Source organism: Variovorax sp. PvP013 (genome assembly GCF_050435945.1).
In the GTDB taxonomy this organism is placed as follows: Bacteria; Pseudomonadota; Gammaproteobacteria; order Burkholderiales; family Burkholderiaceae_C; genus Variovorax.
Genome location: NZ_JBNDLF010000004.1, coordinates 41,799 through 55,600 on the forward strand (window position 1 = coordinate 41,799; position 13,802 = coordinate 55,600).

13 protein-coding genes and 1 pseudogene are annotated in these 13,802 nt (G+C 71.1%); 6 read left to right on the forward strand and 8 right to left on the reverse strand.

Features of this window, described 5'->3' with window-relative positions; genetic code table 11:
- Positions 1 to 47: 47 nt before the first annotated feature.
- Positions 48 to 1,361 carry an O-antigen ligase family protein gene (locus ABID77_RS13075; RefSeq protein ID WP_429596293.1) on the forward strand — a complete coding sequence of 438 codons (1,314 nt, stop codon included), beginning with the start codon at positions 48 to 50 and terminating at the stop codon, positions 1,359 to 1,361.
- Here the strand turns inward: ABID77_RS13075 and ABID77_RS13080 are convergent.
- On the reverse strand, positions 1,319 to 1,555 hold the full coding sequence (locus ABID77_RS13080; protein WP_429596295.1) for a zinc-finger domain-containing protein: 237 nt from the start codon (positions 1,553 to 1,555) through the stop codon (positions 1,319 to 1,321). The genes ABID77_RS13075 and ABID77_RS13080 overlap by 43 nt on opposite strands.
- 5 nt (positions 1,556 to 1,560) lie before the next feature.
- A complete protein-coding gene (locus tag ABID77_RS13085) occupies positions 1,561 to 2,511 on the reverse strand; it encodes a branched-chain amino acid transaminase (RefSeq protein WP_429596298.1) in 951 nt (316 codons plus the stop codon).
- Between the two features lie 143 nt (positions 2,512 to 2,654).
- Here ABID77_RS13085 and ABID77_RS13090 point away from each other — a divergent pair, with 143 nt between their 5' ends.
- Positions 2,655 to 3,686, forward strand: a complete 1,032-nt coding sequence (locus ABID77_RS13090) for a recombination-associated protein RdgC (protein WP_429596300.1) — start codon at positions 2,655 to 2,657, stop codon at positions 3,684 to 3,686.
- A gap of 40 nt (positions 3,687 to 3,726) precedes the next feature.
- Here the strand turns inward: ABID77_RS13090 and ABID77_RS13095 are convergent, their stop codons facing one another.
- Both ABID77_RS13095 and radA read right to left on the reverse strand, forming a co-directional pair.
- The gene (locus tag ABID77_RS13095) at positions 3,727 to 4,134 is read right to left on the reverse strand and encodes a glycerate kinase (protein ID WP_429597301.1); all 408 of its coding nucleotides are present in this window, start codon (positions 4,132 to 4,134) and stop codon (positions 3,727 to 3,729) included.
- Positions 4,135 to 4,184: 50 nt separating this feature from the next.
- Complete coding sequence (gene radA, locus ABID77_RS13100; RefSeq protein WP_429596302.1) at positions 4,185 to 5,573, reverse strand: DNA repair protein RadA; 1,389 nt, start codon at positions 5,571 to 5,573, stop codon at positions 4,185 to 4,187.
- A 149-nt stretch (positions 5,574 to 5,722) separates the two neighbouring features.
- On the opposite strand from radA, the gene ABID77_RS13105 reads away from it, so the two are divergent.
- Positions 5,723 to 6,730: a Bug family tripartite tricarboxylate transporter substrate binding protein gene (locus ABID77_RS13105; RefSeq protein ID WP_429596304.1), complete on the forward strand. Its 1,008-nt coding sequence runs from the start codon at positions 5,723 to 5,725 to the stop codon at positions 6,728 to 6,730.
- Positions 6,731 to 6,743: 13 nt separating this feature from the next.
- Positions 6,744 to 7,745 carry a 2-dehydropantoate 2-reductase gene (locus tag ABID77_RS13110; protein WP_429596307.1) on the forward strand — a complete coding sequence of 334 codons (1,002 nt, stop codon included), beginning with the start codon at positions 6,744 to 6,746 and terminating at the stop codon, positions 7,743 to 7,745.
- 20 nt (positions 7,746 to 7,765) lie between these two features.
- On the opposite strand, the gene alr is transcribed toward ABID77_RS13110, so the two are convergent.
- Positions 7,766 to 8,887: an alanine racemase gene (gene alr / locus ABID77_RS13115; protein ID WP_429596310.1), complete on the reverse strand. Its 1,122-nt coding sequence runs from the start codon at positions 8,885 to 8,887 to the stop codon at positions 7,766 to 7,768.
- A gap of 193 nt (positions 8,888 to 9,080) precedes the next feature.
- Here alr and lplT point away from each other — a divergent pair, with 193 nt between their 5' ends.
- Together lplT and ABID77_RS13125 are read left to right on the forward strand one after the other, a co-directional pair.
- Positions 9,081 to 10,385, forward strand: a complete 1,305-nt coding sequence (gene lplT, locus ABID77_RS13120; RefSeq protein WP_429596313.1) for a lysophospholipid transporter LplT — start codon at positions 9,081 to 9,083, stop codon at positions 10,383 to 10,385.
- Between the two features lie 8 nt (positions 10,386 to 10,393).
- A complete protein-coding gene (locus ABID77_RS13125) occupies positions 10,394 to 10,900 on the forward strand; it encodes a glutathione peroxidase (protein WP_429596315.1) in 507 nt (168 codons plus the stop codon).
- Positions 10,901 to 10,954: 54 nt separating this feature from the next.
- Here ABID77_RS13125 and ABID77_RS13130 read toward each other — a convergent pair whose 3' ends face one another.
- The 3 genes and pseudogenes from ABID77_RS13130 to ABID77_RS13140 form a co-directional block, all read right to left on the reverse strand.
- On the reverse strand, positions 10,955 to 11,413 hold the full coding sequence (locus ABID77_RS13130) for a carboxypeptidase regulatory-like domain-containing protein (RefSeq protein WP_429596317.1): 459 nt from the start codon (positions 11,411 to 11,413) through the stop codon (positions 10,955 to 10,957).
- A gap of 110 nt (positions 11,414 to 11,523) precedes the next feature.
- Positions 11,524 to 12,753: a glycolate oxidase subunit GlcF gene (glcF, locus tag ABID77_RS13135; protein ID WP_429596320.1), complete on the reverse strand. Its 1,230-nt coding sequence runs from the start codon at positions 12,751 to 12,753 to the stop codon at positions 11,524 to 11,526.
- Between the two features lie 280 nt (positions 12,754 to 13,033).
- Positions 13,034 to 13,777: pseudogene (locus tag ABID77_RS13140) on the reverse strand (YoaK family protein); the annotation flags it as partial.
- Positions 13,778 to 13,802 lie beyond the last annotated feature (25 nt).

A 13,802-nucleotide genomic window follows, 5' to 3' on the forward strand; every position in this document is an offset into this window, starting at 1 on the left:
CGGCGGCGCCGGCGGAGCGCTCCGGCGGCAATGGGAAAATACCCGGCATGAGATCGTCCATCGTCGGCCCCGCGGCCATGTTCTGGGGGCTGGCGGTGTTCGCGCCGGTGGGTGTGAACTACCTGGCCGCCACGCTCCTGCTCGTCGCCCTGCTGGCCGCCGGTGGCGTGCGCGAACGCGCCGCGCGACTGCGCGCCTCGCCGCTGTGGTGGCCGATCGTCGCCTACGTCGGCTGGACGCTGGTGGTCTTCGCCATCGGTCCGCACTACCCGCAGACGCCGTCGAACCTCTGGCACGGGATGCGCATCGCGCTGACCATGCTGATGGCGCTCTCGCTCGACCGGGACGAGGCGATCCGGGTGGTGCGCGGCTTCTTCGTCGCCGCGCTGGGCAGCCTGGCGATCGTGCTGCTCTACCGCACGGTCGGCTTCCCGCTGTGGACGCTGTGGCGCGCCACGCTGGAGGTGGAAGGCAACAAGTCGATCAACAACGCCCTGCTGTTCACGCTGTTCGGCGCCACCGCCGCCGTGGCGGGCCTGGCGCAGTTCGGCGAGCGCGGCGCGCATCGGCCCGGCCGCGCCCTGGCGGCGTTCGCGCTGATGGCCCTCGCCGGGCTGGTCATCACGGCCTGGCTGACCTCGCGCACCTCGCTGCTGGCGCTGCTGGTGGCCGTGCCGGCGGCCTGCGTGCACCAGTGGCGGCGCCAGCTGCGCACGCTGGCGGTGGCATTGGCGATCGGCGGAGCGGTGGCGGCGATGGCGCTGTGGCAGTCGCCGCAGGTGCAGCAGAAAGTGGCGCTGGGCATCCAGGAGATCGAGGCCGCGCAGGGCGGCGCGGTGTCGGAGGGCAGCTGGGTCGTGCGCTTCTACATGTACCGCGACACCGCGCGCATGATGATCGACCGGCCCTTCGCCGGCTGGGGCATCGGCGGCTGGACCGACCAGTGGCACGCGCGGGGCCCGGCGCTGCTGGCCGACTACAACATGCCGCACAACGACTTCCTGTGGATGGGCGCGCAGGCCGGGGTGCCGGGGGCGCTGACGCTGCTGGCGATCCTGCTGGTCGGGCTCTGGCAGGGCTGGCGCCGGCCGGACCTGGCCGGCCGGCTGGGTTTCGTCGCCATGATCGCGATGGCGATCGCCACCAGCGTGAATTCGGCCATGCGCGACGCCCAGATCGGCCTGGGCATGCTGTGGATGACCTTCGTCTACCTGCGCCTGGCCCACGAGCCGGGCGCGCCGTGGGACGGCCTGCTGCCGGCGCGCTGGCGGCGCGACGGCACGGCGAACGTCGCCGCCGGCACCGTCCGTGCCCGGGCTCAGTGGCCGTGCGAGACGGACTCGCCGGCCCTGAGCCGGTAGACGGTGCCGCAGTAGGAACAGCGCGCCTCGCCAGTGCGGGCGACGTCGAGGTAGACCTTCGGATGCGTGTTCCAGAGCTTCATGTCGGCCAGGGGGCTCGGGCAGAACACGCCGCCCTGGTGGTTGAGGTCGCTGGCGCGCACCTCGACGACGGCGACGGGACGGGGGACGGGGCTGGAGGTGGTGTTGCTCATGGCGTTCAGACCTTCGCGAGCCAGTGGGCGTACTTGGGATTCCTGCCGTTGACGATGTCGAAGAAGGCGCTCTGCACCTTCTCGGTCACCGGGCCGCGCGAGCCGCCGTCGCCGCGGTTGCCGATCTCCACGCGGTCGAGTTCGCGGATCGGCGTGACCTCGGCGGCGGTGCCGGTGAAGAAGGCCTCGTCGGCGATGTAGACCTCGTCGCGCGTGATGCGCTTCTGCACGACCTCGATGCCGAGGTCCTTGGCGATGTGCAGGATCGTGTTGCGGGTGATGCCGTTGAGCGCGCCGGCCGAGAGGTCGGGCGTGTAGATGGTGTCGCCCTTGACGATGAAGACGTTCTCGCCCGCGCCCTCGGAGACGAAACCGCTGGCGTCGAGCAGCAGCGCCTCGTCGTAGCCGTCGTCGAGCGCCTCCATGTTGGCCAGGATCGAGTTGCTGTAGTTGCTCACGGCCTTGGCCTGCGTCATGGTGATGTTGACGTGGTGACGCGTGTAGCTCGACGTCTTCACGCGGATGCCGCGCTTGAGGCCTTCCTCGCCGAGGTACGCACCCCAGGCCCAGGCCGCGACCATCGCGTGGATGGTGTTGCCGCGCGGGCTGACGCCGAGCTTCTCCGAGCCGATCCAGACCAGCGGGCGCAGGTAGCAGCTCTCCAGCTGGTTCTCGCGCACGACCTGCTTCTGCGCCTCCATGAGTTCCTCGCGCGTGAAGGGCAGCTTCATGCGCAGGATCTTGGCGCTGTTGAACAGGCGCTCGGTGTGCTCCTCCAGGCGGAAGATGGCGGTGCCGTCGACCGTCTTGTAGGCCCGCACGCCTTCGAAGGCACCGCAGCCGTAGTGCAGCGTGTGCGTGAGGACGTGGATCTTGGCGTCGCGCCACTCCACGAGTTGGCCATCCATCCAGATCTTGCCGTCGCGGTCGTCCAGCGAGGGGGGGAGCACGCTCATTTCTTGTCCTTTGGGGGGAGGGCGACGGGGCGTCGCAAAGCCCGCGATTTTACGGCGGACGTGCGCCGGTGCGCTGGCGGCCGGACGCACGGGCGCGACGACAATGGCCCGTTCCGTCCATCGCCAGATAAAGGTTGCATCCCGTGTCCGTATTCAAGAACGTCATCGTCTATCGCATCGAGGCGCCCTGGTCGCAGTCGCTCTCGGACGCCGAGGAGGCGCTCGCGGCCCAGCGCTTCGTGCCCTGCACGCCCTCGCAGGAGAAGTCCGCCGGCTGGGTCGGCCCGCGCGGCGACGAGCACGGCCTGCTCGTCGAATCGGTGGGCGGTCAGTGGATCCTGGAATTCATGGTCGAGTCCAAGACGCTGCCGGGCTCGGTGGTGCGCCGCAAGGTCGACGAGCGCTGCGCGCAGATCGAGGCCGCCACCGGCCGCAAGCCCGGCAAGAAGGAAAAGAAGGAGCTCAAGGAGGACATCACCCACGAGCTGCTGCCGATGGCCTTCACGCGCCACGCCCGCATCGCGGTGTGGATTGACCCCGCCGAGCGCCGGCTGATCGTCAACGTCGCCAACGCGGCGCGCGCCGACGAGGTCGTGACCGGCCTGGTCAAGGCGTTCGAGGGCTTCGCGGTGACGCAGATCAACACCCTCGTCGAGCCGGCCGCCGCGATGGCGAACTGGCTCTCGACGCAGGAGCCGCCGGCGGGCTTCACCATCGACCGCGAGTGCGAGCTGCGCGCCACGGACGAGTCGAAATCGGTGGTGCGCTATGCCAAGCACCCGCTCGACATCGAGGAGGTGCGCCAGCACATCGCCGCCGGCAAGCGACCCACGCGCCTGGCCATGACCTGGGACGACCGCGTGTCCTTCGAACTGACCGAGGGCATGCAGATCCGCAAGATCGCCTTCCTGGAAAGCACCGACCGCGCGGCGGACGGGAAGAAGGAGGACAACTTCGACGCCGACGCGGCCATCGCCACGGGCGAGCTCGGCCAGCTGGTGCCGGAACTGCTGGAGGCGCTCGGCGGCGAGGCGGCGCTGGGCCTGTCGGCCGCCGACATGCCGTCGGTGACGAAGGATGCGAACGACACGATCGGGGCACCGGCCAAGACGGCGGCGCCCGGGCCGGCGGCACCGACGGACGCGGCCACCGAAGAGGAAGACGCGCCCTTCTGAGTCCTGCGGGCCGGTGCGGCGACCGGCCCGCCGGCGCGTGTCAGTCGGCCGTCGGAGGCCGCACCAGCGTCCACTCGCGCAGCTTGCCGTCGACGAACACGCCGTCGACGTGCGACTCGCCGCCGTCCTTCCAGCGGTAGGTCTCGGGCTGGGTGTCCGGGGCCGAGCGCAGCTCGCCGAGCGAGCGCGTCATCGCCACCACGTGCAGCAGTGTCACGCCCGGCTTGAGCTTGGCGTTGAGCATCACGGCGCTGGCGACGTAGCCGATCGGCCGGGTCGCGGCGCGCTTGAGCACGGTCATCGTGCGCGTGAAGTGCAGCAGCAGGAACATCACGATGCCGCCGGCGACCACCGCCACGCCGGGCCAGCCGTACTGGCGCCAGGCGAAGCCGAGCACGACCAGACCGGCGACCGGAACGAAGACTTTCTGGAGATTCATGACGCGCATTGTCGGTGCGCCATCGCGCGTGCCGATGAGGGATGACCACATGCCGGAGCTCAGGATTGCAGCCGCCGCACCACCTCCATCGCCTCCTCCACGCGCTCGACGGCATGGATCTCCAGCCCCTCGATCGGCTTCTTCGGCGCGTTGGCCCGGGGCACCACGGCGACGCTGAAGCCGAGCTTGGCGGCTTCCTTCAGCCGCTCCTGGCCGCGCGGCGCCGGCCGCACCTCGCCGGCCAGGCCGACCTCGCCGAAGGCGATGAAGCCCTTGGGCAACGGCTTGCCGCGCAGGCTCGACGTGATCGCCAGCATCACCGCCAGGTCGGCCGCCGGTTCGGTGATGCGCACGCCGCCCACCGCGTTGACGAACACGTCCTGGTCCATGCAGGCGATGCCGGCGTGGCGGTGCAGCACGGCCAGCAGCATCGCCAGACGGTCGCGGTCCAGGCCCACCGACAGCCGGCGCGGGCTCGGCCCGCCGCTGTCGACCAGCGCCTGGATCTCCACCAGCATCGGCCGCGTGCCCTCCAGCGTGACCAGCACGACGCTGCCGGGCACCGGCTCGGCATGCTGGCTCAGGAAGATCGCGCTCGGGTTGGCCACGCCCTTCAGGCCGCGCTCGGTCATGGCGAAGACGCCGATCTCGTTGACCGCGCCGAAGCGGTTCTTGATGGCGCGCACCAGGCGGAAGCTCGAATGGGTGTCGCCCTCGAAGTACAGCACCGTGTCGACCATGTGCTCCAGCACGCGCGGGCCGGCCAGGGCGCCCTCCTTGGTGACGTGGCCGACCAGCACGATCGCCGTGCCGCTGGCCTTGGCGAAGCGCGTGAGGTGCGCCGCGCACTCGCGCACCTGCGCCACCGAGCCGGGCGCGGAGGTGAGCTGGTCGGAGTAGACGGTCTGGATCGAGTCGATCACCGCGATGGCCGGGCGGTGGGCGTCGAGCGTGGCGATGATCTTCTCCAGCTGGATCTCCGGCAGCACCTGCACCTGCGAGTGGTCCAGCCCGAGCCGCCGCGAGCGCAGCGCGACCTGCGCGCCGCTCTCCTCGCCGGTGACGTAGAGCGCGTTCTGCCCGGCGCGCTGCAGGGCGTCGACGGCCTGCAGCAGCAGGGTCGACTTGCCGATGCCCGGGTCGCCGCCGATGAGCGTCACGCCGCCGGGCACGATGCCGCCGCCGAGCACGCGGTCGAGCTCGTCGATGCCCGTGGGCGTGCGGTCGACGTCGCTGGCCTGGATCTCCGAGAGCACCGCGATCTCGCTGGTGCCCGCCAGCGCCGCGAAGGGCGCGCTGAAGCGGTTGTTGGCCGGACCGCCGCCGGCGGCCTGCGCCACCTGTTCGACGAGGGTGTTCCAGGCGCCGCAGTGCGGACACTTGCCCAGCCATTTCGCGCTGGTGCCGCCGCAGGTGCTGCAGACGTAGTTGGTTTTTTCCTTGGCCATCGAGGGAGTGTAGGGAGGCCGAAAGACCGGTGCCGGGTATGCCGCCGGAGCAAGGCAGACGTGGCGTAAACGTGGGGGCGCCCTCACGCGGCTTGCCGGAAAATCCGCCGCATCCACCGATTCCAACCATCCCGACGGAGACATCCCCCATGACCTTCACCCGCCGCCAAATGCTGCAGACCACCGGCGCCGGTGGCGCCGCCGCCCTGCTCGCCGGCATCGGCCGGACGGCCTTCGCGCAGGCGTCCGGCGCGCACATCGAGACCGCGTCCATCGTCACCGGTTTCGCCGCCGGCGGCACCTCCGACAACATCTGCCGGCGCATCGCCCTCAAGCTGGCGCCCGACTTCGCGAAGACCGTGGTGGTCGAGAACCGCACCGGCGCCGGCGGCCAGATCGCCATCGGCTACGTCAAGGGCCGGCCGGCCGACGGCACGGCGATCCTGCAGACGCCGACGTCGATGCTCACGATCTATCCGCACATCTACAAGAAGCTGCCCTACGACTTCGCCACCGACCTGACGCCGGTCTCGCTGGGCTGCTCGTTCGACTTCGGCTTCGCCGTCGGCCCGTCGGTGCCGGCGAACGTGAAGACGGTGCCCGACTTCCTCGCCTGGGCCAAGGCCAACCCGGCGGGCGCCAACTTCGGCTCGCCGGCCGCGGGCTCGACGCCCCACTTCATCGGCGCGCTGCTGGGCAAGGGCGCCGGCGTCGAGCTCAAGCACGCGGCCTACCGCGGCACGCAGCCGGCCATGCTCGACCTGCTGGGGGGCAACGTCTCGGCCGTCTCCGGCCCCGTCGGCGACATCACGCAGCACCTGGCCAGCGGCAAGGTGCGCATCCTGGGCGTCTCGGGCGAGAAGCGCAGCCGCTTCGCGCCGGACGTGCCGACCTTCGGCGAACAGGGCATCCCCGACATGGCGCACAGCGAGTGGTTCGCCTTCTTCCTGCCGGCCAAGGCGTCGCCCGAACTGGTCGCGCGCCTGAACGCGTCCATGCGCGCCGCGCTGGCCTCCAAGGACGTGATCGACGGCCTGGGCACCTTCGGCCTGGAAGCGATGTCCTCCTCGCCCGAGGAACTCATGGCGCTGCTCAAGAAGGACACCGCCAAGTGGGGCCCGATCGTGAAGAAGGTCGGCTTCACCGCCGAGGCCTGACGCGGGACCCGGCATGAAGGCCTGCATCTACGGCGCCGGCGCCATCGGCGGCTGGATCGGCGCGGCACTGGCGCGCGCGGGCGTGCCGCTCCACGTGGTGGCGCGCGGCGCGACGCTCGGCGCGCTGCGCCACGAAGGCCTGTCGCTGGTGCGCGGCGCGCCCGGCGGCGAGGGAGAGGGCTCGACGCGCGAGCGTTTCGCCGTGCACGCGACCGACGACCCGGCCGAACTGGGCGTGCAGGACCTGGTCGTGATCGCGGTGAAGGCGCCGGCGCTCGCCGGCGTGGCCGCGCGCATCGCGCCCCTGCTGGGCGACGACACGATCGTGCTGACGGCCATGAACGGTGTGCCGTGGTGGTTCCTCGACGGCGGCTTCGGCGGCGCGCTGGCCGGCACGCGGCTGGCGGCGGTCGACCCCGACGGCGCCATCGCGGCGGCGATCCCCGCGCGCCACGTGATCGGCGGCGTGGTGCACGCGAGCTGCTCGCTCGACGCGCCGGGCGTGGTGCGCCACCACTTCGGCAACGGCCTGCTGCTGGGCGAGCCCTCGGGCGAGGCGACGTCGCGCGTGCGCGACCTCGCGGCGCTGCTCGCGCGCGGCGGCATCGAGGCGCGCGTGTCGCCGCAGATCCAGAAGGACGTCTGGTTCAAGCTCTGGGGCAACATGACCGTCAACCCGGTCAGCGCGCTCACCGGCGCCACCACCGACCTCATCATGGACGACGAACTGGTGCGCGGCTTCATCTCCACCGTCATGTGCGAGGCGCGCGAGATCGGCGCGCGCATCGGATTGCCCATCACCGACAGCCCGGAGGACCGCCACGCGGTGACGCGCAAGCTCGGCGCCTTCAAGACCTCGATGCTGCAGGACGTGGAGGCCGGCCGCGCGGTCGAACTCGACGCGCTGGTGGGTGCGGTGCGCGAGCTCGGGCGGCTCACCGGCGTCGAGACGCCGTTCACCGACGCGCTGTTCGGACTGGCCCGGCTGCAGGCGCGCCAGCGCGGCCTGTACTGAGGGCCCCGGCGCCGGTCTCCTCAGTCGCCCACGACCACCGGCACGCGCGGCGCCACCGCGCACATCAGCTCGTAACCCACCGTGCCGGCCGCGTGCGCCACCTCGTCGATCGGCAGCACGGCGCCGTCGGCCGCGCGGCCCCACAGCGTGACCTCGCTGCCGATGCCCGGCGCGCGCGCCGCGCCGGCGCCGCCGCGCGCGCGCAGCACCGGCTCGAGGTCGACCGTCACCATGTCCATGCTCACGCGCCCGACCACCCGGGTGCGCACGCCATCGACCAGCACCGGCGTGCCGGTGGGCGCATGGCGCGGGTAGCCGTCCGCGTAGCCGACCGCGGCGACGCCGATGGTCATGTCGGCGTCGGCGACGAAGTTCGAGCCGTAGCCCACCGTCGCGCCGGGTGCGAGCGACTGCACGCCGATGAGCTTCGTCGCCAGCGTCATGCCGGGACGCAGCTGCCAGTGCGCGCTGTCGTGCGCGGGGAAGTCCGGCGCGCTGCCGTAGAGCACGATGCCCGGGCGCACCCAGTCGGCGCGCGTGCGGTCGGCATGGCGCAGCACGGCCGCGCTGTTGGCGATCGAGCGCTCGCCCGGCAGGTCCTGCGTCACGCGCTCGAAGACGGCCAGCGCCTCGTCGATGCCGCGCGCGCCGTCGGCATCGCTGAAGTGCGTCATGAGCGAGATCTCGTCGACCTGGGGCAGCGCGTTCAGGCGCGTCCAGGCGGCGCGGTAGCGATCGGGCGCGAAGCCCAGGCGGTTCATGCCGGAGTTCATCTTCAGGAACACGCGCTGCGGCACCTGCGTCTTGTGCGCGGCGAGCATGTCGATCTGCGCGTCGCTGTGCACCGTGTGCCAGAGGCCCAGGCGCGAGCAGAGTTCGAGGTCGCGTGGCTCGAAGACGCCCTCGAGCAGCAGCACCGGACCGCGCCAGCCCAGGGCGCGCACGCGCTCGGCCTCGGCCAGGTCCAGCAGCGCGAAGCCGTCGGCGCCGCGGAAGCCGTCGAACACGCGCTCGATGCCGTGGCCGTAGGCATCGGCCTTGACCACCGCCCACACGCGGGCATCGAGCGCCGAGCGGCGCGCGCGGTCGAGGTTGTGGCGCAATGCGTCGGAATGAACGGTGGCGAGAATGGGGCGGGGCACGGGCGGAGAACCTCTGGATGGGGATGACGGAACCCGTGAATTCCTGCACGCAACACGCAGGAACCCTGGGGTTTTGCGCCTGATTTTGGCATTTCACCCCATGCTATAACCGCCTTCACGAACGTGCGTTCTTTTTACTTAAGACGCGTTTTTCCCGCCCCACACGCCAGTCCACTGGCCAGCCAGCCCATCGATGAAGCGCGGTTTCTACACCATCATGTCGGCCCAGTTCTTCTCGTCGCTGGCCGACAACGCGCTCTTCGTGGCTGCCGTCGAACTGATGCGAACCTCGGGCGCGCCCGAGTGGCAGCGCGCCGCGCTGGTGCCGATCTTCACGCTCTTCTACGTCGCGCTGGCGCCCCTGGTGGGAGCCTTCGCCGACGCCTTTCCCAAGGGCAAGGTCATGTTCGCCAGCAACGCCATCAAGGTGGCGGGCTGCCTGATGATGCTGTTCGGCTCGCACCCGCTGCTGGCCTACGCGGTGGTCGGGCTGGGCGCGGCGGCGTACTCGCCGGCCAAGTACGGCATCCTCACCGAACTGCTGCCGTCGTCGCAGCTGGTCAAGGCCAACGGCTGGATCGAGGGCCTGACCATCGCCTCGATCATCCTGGGCATCGTGCTGGGCGGGCAGCTCGTCGGCCACATGGTGTCGAGCCACCTGCTGGCGCTGGACTTCCCGGTCATCGACACCGCCATCGACACGCCGCCCGAGGCCGCGATCTCGATGCTGATCTTCATCTACGCGCTGGCGGCCTGGTTCAACACACGCATCCCGCACACCGGCGTCGAGATGCGTCCCCTGCGCGCCAATCCGCAGCACGGCATGGCGCGCAACGTCGTCGCGCTGCTGCCGGATTTCTGGCAATGCAACATGCGGCTGTGGCGCGACAAGCTCGGCCAGATCTCGCTGGCGACGACCACGCTGTTCTGGGGCGCGGGCGGCAACCTCAAGTACATCGTGCTGGCCTGGGCCTCGCTCGCCCTGGGCTACAACACGGCGCAGGCCTCCTCGCTGACCGGCGTGGTGGCCATCGGCACCGCCGTGGGCGCCATCGTGGCGTCGATGCGCATGCGCCTGGACATGGCCACGCGCGTGATCCCGCTGGGCATCGGCATGGGGCTGCTGGTGATCGGCATGAACTTCATCGGCAACATCTGGGTGGCGGTGCCGTTCCTGATCCTGCTGGGCGGCTTCGGCGGCTTCCTGGTGGTGCCGATGAACGCCCTGCTGCAGCACCGCGGCCACAACCTGATGGGCGCGGGCCGCTCGATCGCGGTGCAGAACTTCAACGAGCAGGCCTGCATCCTGGTGCTGGGCGCGTTCTACACCGCCTGCACGGGGCTGGGCCTGTCGGCGTACACGGCGATCACCGCCTTCGGCATCGTGGTCGCGGGCTTCATGTGGCTGATCCGCCGCTGGCACCAGAACAACCTGCGGCGCTACCCGGAAGAGGTCGAGCACCTCCTGGCGATCGCCCGCAGCGACAAGCATCACTGACCCTCGCGATGAACGACGAACCGACGATCTACGACTTCGAGGCCGACGACATCGAGGGGCAGCGGGTGGCGTTCGACGCCTTCCGCGGCCGGGTGCTGCTGATCGTCAACACGGCCAGCCAGTGCGGCTTCACGCCCCAGTTCGACGGCCTGGAAATCCTGCACCGCACCTACGCCGAGCAGGGCCTGGTGGTGCTGGGCTTTCCGTCGAACCAGTTCGGCGCCCAGGACCCGGGCAGCGATGCCGAGATCGGCGCCTTCTGCCGGCGCAACCACGGCGTGAGCTTCCGGATGATGCACAAGGTCGACGTCAACGGCGACCACGCATTGCCGCTCTACCGCTGGCTGACGCACGAGAAGCCGGGCCTGCTGGGCACGGAAGCCATCAAGTGGAACTTCACGAAGTTCCTGGTCGGGCGCGACGGCCGGGTGGTCCGGCGCTATGCGCCGCTGGACAAGCCGGCCTCGCTGGCCGGCGACATCGAGGCGGCACTGGCCGCATCCCCGCCGGCTTGAGCGCGCCGTGCGCGTGACCCCTCGCCGGCTCTCGCCCCGAGGCGGTCTCGCGGCCTAGAACCGGAAATCCGCCGTCGCCGGCATGCCGCCCAGCGTCACCTCGTGCGTCAGCGTGCGGCCGTCGGCCCGCGCCTCGACGCCGTAGCGCCCGGCGGGCAGGTCGACCAGGCAGATCGGACCGGCCGCGCGCAGCGCCAGCGCGGTGTCGCCCTTGGCGTCGCGGATGGTGACGTCGACGTCCGCCACGTAGGCGCCGTCGGCACGCGCGAACAGCAGCGACAGCGGATGGGATTTCATCGCCAGGCGCATCGCGGTCGACTCGTCGGAGCCGATGCCGCCGCAGGCGTGGCGCGCGACACCCTCGCCGCGCATCGGCGGCACCTGGGCATGGGCCGACAGGGCCAGGCCGCCCAGCCCGGCCGCCAGCGCGAGGACGGCGGTGCGCGCGAAGGCGCCACGGCGGACGACGGTGGAGACGGAAATCGAACGGATCAGACGGGACGTGCTCGGCATGGCGGAGGTGCTCCTCGAATGGCTTGAGCGCCGATTCGACCCGACCGGCGCGGTGCCGTGCGTCGTCCGCCAGCGGACATCGTCGTCCGGCGGTGGCGACGGCGACCCGTTCAGGCCGGCGCCAGTGCCGCGTCGAGCAGCTCGACCCAGTGCCGCACCGGCACCGCGCTGCCGCTCTGCAGGTGCGTGATGCAGCCAATGTTGGCCGAGGCGATGGCGGTCGGCTGCAGCTGGTTCAGGTGCCCCAGCTTGCGGTCGCGCAGCGGGTAGGCGAGCTCGGGCTGCAGCACCGAGTACGTGCCGGCCGAGCCGCAGCACAGGTGCGCCTCGGCCTTGGCGACCTGCACGTCGAAGCCCAGCGCGCGCAGGTTCACCTCGACGCCGTTGCGCAGCTTCTGGCCGTGCTGCAGCGTGCAGGGCGGGTGGTAGGCGACGACGCCCTCGGGCGCGCGCACGCGGGCCTTGAGCACCGGCACGAGTTCGGGCAGCAGCTCGCTCAGGTCGCGCGTGAGTTCGGCGATGCGCTTCGCCTTGGCGGCGTAGGCCGCGTCGTCCTTCAGGATGTGGCCGTAGTCGCGCACCGTGACGCCGCAGCCCGAGGCGTTCATGACGATCGCCTCGACCTCGCCGCGCGCCACGTACGGCCACCAGGCGTCGATGTTGACGCGCATGTGGGCCCGGCCGCCTTCGTGGTCGTTCAGATGGAACTTCACCGCGCCGCAGCAGCCGGCCGTCGATGCGACCACGGTCTGGATGCCGGCCGCGTCGAGCACGCGCGCGGTGGCGCCGTTGATGTTGGGCATCATCGACGGCTGCACGCAGCCCGCGAGCATCAGCACCTTGCGCGCGTGCGTGGCGGTGGGCCAGCGCCCGGCGTCCTGGCGCGCCGGCACCTTGGCCTTGAGCTTGTCCGGCAGCAGGCCGCGCACCGACTGGCCGAGCTTCATCGCCGGGGCGAACAGCGGCGAGGTCAGGCCCTCCTTGAGCAGCCAGCGCGTGGCCCGCTCGGCGGCCGGGCGCGGCACCTTCTCGTCGACGATCCGGCGGCCGATGTCGACCAGGTGGCCGTACTGCACGCCGCTCGGGCAGGTGGTCTCGCAGTTGCGGCAGGTCAGGCAGCGGTCGAGGTGGAGTTGCGTGGCGCGCGTGGGCTGCTTGCCTTCGAGCACCTGCTTCATCAGGTAGATGCGTCCGCGCGGGCCGTCGAGCTCGTCGCCGAGCAGCTGGTAGGTGGGACAGGTGGCGGTGCAGAAGCCGCAATGCACGCACTTGCGCAGGATGGCCTCGGCTTCGCGACCATCGGCCGTGCCCTGGAATTCGGGGGCGAGTTCGGTTTGCATCGTGGGCGTCTCGTGTTCTTGTCGGTGGGGAAGAGGGAGAGGATCGCAGCCGCCGGTGTTCCCGTCAGGCGGAGGGGAATGAGGGCGGCGGCGATGTCGTCGGACGTGGCGGCCGCGCGGACGACGGCGCGGGCGGCGGTGCCGACACGGGCGCCACCGACGCCGGCGGCGCGGAGACCGGCGGATCGAAGGACGGCCCGTCCGCATCCGGTGACCGCACGGGCGCGGAGGGCGACCGAGGTTGGCCGAAACGCCGTCCGAACGACGCCAGCCGCTGCCGCAGGTAGGCCGAGCGGCGCAGGTCGCGGCGCAGCGGCGGCAGCGACAGCGCCAGCAGCAGCGCGGCCAATGGCATCACCCAGACGAAGCCGACGTACTTGAAACCCGCCGCGCCGACGATGCCGCCGGCGACGAACATGCCCAGCAGGCCGCCGTGGAAGCGCAGGGCCGGACGGCTGGCGCGCACGCGCTCGCCCGCCGGCAGGCCGCGCGGATTGCGGTAGAACAGCCGGCCCAGTTCCAGTCCCAGGTCGGTGACGTGGCCGGTCATGTGGGTGGTGCGCAGCCGGCCGTGCGACATGCTCGAACTCAACCCGTTCTGCAGGCCCATGATGTAGGACAGCAGCAGCACCGTCAGCGGCACCGAGAACGGCGTCGGCCAGGTCAGCGTGAGGGCGCCCAGGAGTCCGAAGACCAGCAGCAGGCCGGCCTCCAGCAGCAGCGGCACGGCGTAGGCGCTGCGCAGGTGGTGGCGCTGCGCCCAGTGGACGATCACCGCCGTGCTGGCCGCACCGCCCACGAAGGCCAGCAGCGCGCCGGTGGCGCCCAGCAGCAGCGTCGCGTTGCCCAGCACCAGACCGTCGGCCACCTGCGAGGCGAAGCCCGACATGTGCGAGGTGTACATGTGCACCACCAGCAGCCCGCCGGCGTTCACCGCGCCGGCGTTGAAGGCCAGCAGCAAGCCCAGCAGGTTGTCGATCGACGCCGTGCGGTGCCGGCCGGAGAGATGGAGCAGGCGGCGCATGGGGTCGATGGAGGCGCTGGCGATC

Coding starts and splice junctions, on each gene's coding strand:
- ABID77_RS13075 (WP_429596293.1), top strand. CDS start 48: ATGAGATCGTCCATCGTCGGCCCCGCGGCCATGTTCTGGGGGCTGGCG.
- ABID77_RS13080 (WP_429596295.1), bottom strand. CDS start 1,555: ATGAGCAACACCACCTCCAGCCCCGTCCCCCGTCCCGTCGCCGTCGTC.
- ABID77_RS13085 (WP_429596298.1), bottom strand. CDS start 2,511: ATGAGCGTGCTCCCCCCCTCGCTGGACGACCGCGACGGCAAGATCTGG.
- ABID77_RS13095 (WP_429597301.1), bottom strand. CDS start 4,134: ATGCGCGTCATGAATCTCCAGAAAGTCTTCGTTCCGGTCGCCGGTCTG.
- radA (WP_429596302.1), bottom strand. CDS start 5,573: ATGGCCAAGGAAAAAACCAACTACGTCTGCAGCACCTGCGGCGGCACC.
- ABID77_RS13105 (WP_429596304.1), top strand. CDS start 5,723: ATGACCTTCACCCGCCGCCAAATGCTGCAGACCACCGGCGCCGGTGGC.
- ABID77_RS13110 (WP_429596307.1), top strand. CDS start 6,744: ATGAAGGCCTGCATCTACGGCGCCGGCGCCATCGGCGGCTGGATCGGC.
- lplT (WP_429596313.1), top strand. CDS start 9,081: ATGAAGCGCGGTTTCTACACCATCATGTCGGCCCAGTTCTTCTCGTCG.
- ABID77_RS13125 (WP_429596315.1), top strand. CDS start 10,394: ATGAACGACGAACCGACGATCTACGACTTCGAGGCCGACGACATCGAG.
- ABID77_RS13130 (WP_429596317.1), bottom strand. CDS start 11,413: ATGCCGAGCACGTCCCGTCTGATCCGTTCGATTTCCGTCTCCACCGTC.
- glcF (WP_429596320.1), bottom strand. CDS start 12,753: ATGCAAACCGAACTCGCCCCCGAATTCCAGGGCACGGCCGATGGTCGC.